This window comes from Aliiroseovarius marinus, from assembly GCF_004360145.1.
Taxonomy (GTDB): Bacteria; Pseudomonadota; Alphaproteobacteria; order Rhodobacterales; family Rhodobacteraceae; genus Aliiroseovarius; species Aliiroseovarius marinus.
Map to the genome: position 1 here is coordinate 1 of NZ_SAIT01000035.1, position 2,686 is coordinate 2,686.

General features: G+C 57.6%; 2 protein-coding genes. Both read right to left on the bottom strand.

Annotated features, from left to right (window positions below):
• Positions 1 to 71 precede the first annotated feature (71 nt).
• On the bottom strand, positions 72 to 1,490 hold the full coding sequence (locus EOL43_RS15260; protein WP_133489778.1) for a type II and III secretion system protein family protein: 1,419 nt from the start codon (positions 1,488 to 1,490) through the stop codon (positions 72 to 74).
• Between the two features lie 233 nt (positions 1,491 to 1,723).
• On the bottom strand, positions 1,724 to 2,560 hold the full coding sequence (gene cpaB / locus EOL43_RS15265) for a Flp pilus assembly protein CpaB (RefSeq protein WP_133489779.1): 837 nt from the start codon (positions 2,558 to 2,560) through the stop codon (positions 1,724 to 1,726).
• Positions 2,561 to 2,686: the final 126 nt, after the last annotated feature.

Here is a 2,686-nt window from a genome sequence, read left to right on the forward strand (position 1 = left end):
TCCTAAACATAGGGGCGGACCAGTTCAGTTGGGGAGGCTCAATTGGTTTGATCCGTTTCATAGCGCGATCCTTATTCCATCACGTAGCCGTAAGAGCCCGAAAAGTCTTGTTTGGCGATCTCTGCGGCAACGCCAGTCTGCGGGGCAGCGGCTTTTGCCGTTTGACCAAACAGGAACAGGTCTTTTTCGGACGGGGGACGAATGCGGTCGGTGGGGACGGCCAGGAACTCACCACGGGTGGGCGAGACCAGATGGGCCGACACGATGATGACCAGTTCGGATTGGCGGCGTTCGTATTCGGTCGAGCGGAAGAGGGCGCCCAGAACCGGCAGATCGCCAAGCCACGGAACCGCACCGATTGCGTCCTGGAAGTCGTCTTCGATCAGGCCGGCAATGGCGAAGCTTTCGCCGTCGCGCAGTTCAACCGTTGTCGACGTCTCGCGGCGACGGAACGAGTTCAGGATCAAGCCACCGTTCTGGTAGCTAACCGAGCTGTCCAGGCCCGATACTGCGGCTTTAAGCTGCAGGTTGATCACGTCGTCCGTCAGCACCGTCGGCGTGAAGTTCAGTTCAACACCAAAGGGCTTGTAGCTGACTGCAATTGCACCATCATCCTGTGCGACCGGGATCGGGAATTCGCCACCGGCCAGGAACGATGCTTCCTGTCCCGACAGGGCGGTCAGGTTGGGTTCGGCCAGCGTGCGCACAGCGCCTTTAGATTCAAGGGCTTCAAGCAGAACGCCGACACGGAAGCTGCCAGCACCAAAGCCGATGCTCATCACACCTTCTTGGTCACCGCTGACGGTAATAACTTCGTTATCCGGAAGGTTGTTGCCGTTCTGCAGCCAAGTACCACCGGAAGCACCGATGTTAACGCCGCTGCCGACCGGGTTCCCGAAGGTGACCGAGCTTGACAGAGCTTTACGGACCGAGCGGGCCATTTCGGCAAAGCGTACTTTCAGCATGACCTGCTGAGTGCCGCCGACGCTCATCATATTAGATACGCGCTCGGGGGCGTAGCGGTTCGCCAGATCAAGTGCCAGCGTCATCTGCTGAGGAGAGCTGACAACGCCCGACAGCACGATGCCGTCGTTGGCGGTGCGCACTTCAATGCCTTCACCGGGAAGGATCTGGCGCAGACGCTCTTTAAATTCGCTGATGTCCGGTGTGACGTGCACTTCGACGTTGCTCAGAAGCTTTCCATCTGGCCCCAAAAGGGTCAGGGTTGTGCGTCCGGGCGCCTTACCCAGCACATAGATTGTGCGGTCCGACAGGGTCGAGATGTCTGCGATACCGGGGTTTGCAATGGAAAGTTCTGCAAACGGGTTGTCACTTTCCACGACCACGGCGCGGTTCATCGGAACCTTCAATGCGCGCGATGGGCCAGTGTCAGTAACACGAAGAGTTTCCGCAAAACCTGCTACAGGTGCGGTTCCAACTCCTAACGACAGACCCAATAGGGCCGCCTTGATAAAACGATCGATCTTCATGTGATCCTGCCTCTCTGATCACGTATGTTCTGGGGTCCCCGATGAAGACAGGATTTCCCCTTTGCTCGTTGACAATGTAGCCCTCTTTTCGGGGCAATCACCGCTTATTAGTCGCAACACTGCGGCGGATTGATTGAAAAATCAACATTCAATGACGTTAAGACCGGGGCTTATGTGTGCCTAACGCAACACTTATTCTGTTTAAGCCCCGGGCGCGTCTATTCTGGCTTGCCTTAGTTAGGGCAGGGAATGGGAGTTTCGATGATCTCGGCACCGCGGCGGGTGCGGACCGTACAGCTTTGCGCCTTGGGCGTGTTGATCTCGCCAATGATTTCGCCCTGACCAACTTCGACAGCTGTGGTGGTGGTTTCATCCTGCGCGCCAACCAGGGCCAGCGACAGTCGTCCGCTTGCCTGGGCCTGTGCCAGCGCAGCAACTTGTCGCGGTGTGACTTCGACAGTGATGGTTCGTGCGATGGTCGGGCCAGTTCGATCGCTGTCCGCGATCTGGTCAACAGCAATCAAATCGACGCTGGCCAGAATCAGCTTGGTAATGGCCTCGGTCACACCCGCTTCATTCACGCCGGTGCCCGACCAGTACACATCTACGCGGTCACCCGGGCGCAGAAAGCCCGATACACCCGAGCTGACGTCGACGCGAATGGCAAAAGCACGCATGCCTTGGCTCAGGCGCGACGACACCCCGGCATCTGCGCCGGGCTTCGACACCTTGACCGCCAACACGGCTTCGTCTTTTTCCATCGCGCGAAGCACGGTGCGGAAATTACGTTCGCCTTCGGGGAAAATCTCTTCCATGGTCCGGAATGTGCCTTCCGGAATGGCGTTCTCGGGCCATTTCACGGGGCGAATGTCTTCAGCCGTAAGTTGCTGGCCATATCTTAGGGACCTGTTGACCACAAAGACATCAACAGTGGGGACGATTGCGCTGCGCGCTGCACGTTCGGCATCCAGCTGGGCTTGATACCCTCCGATAAAATCGCGCGCCATGTATACGGCAAAGCCAGCCAGGCCGATGCCGACCGCCAAGACCAGTCCGAAGATCAAGCGCATCCGAATTCCTTTCGTGCATTTCAAACTACCGCCCGCGTGCCTGAACCGATTTGCATCTGAGGATTAAATCCAAATCAGAGACAATACTATAAAGGGCGGCGCAATATTGGACCACGGTAGCGCCGC

Bases quoted from the DNA above. Each gene is read 5' to 3' on its own strand.
- cpaB (WP_133489779.1), bottom strand. From the start codon at position 2,560: ATGCGCTTGATCTTCGGACTGGTCTTGGCGGTCGGCATCGGCCTGGCT.
- EOL43_RS15260 (WP_133489778.1), bottom strand. From the start codon at position 1,490: ATGAAGATCGATCGTTTTATCAAGGCGGCCCTATTGGGTCTGTCGTTA.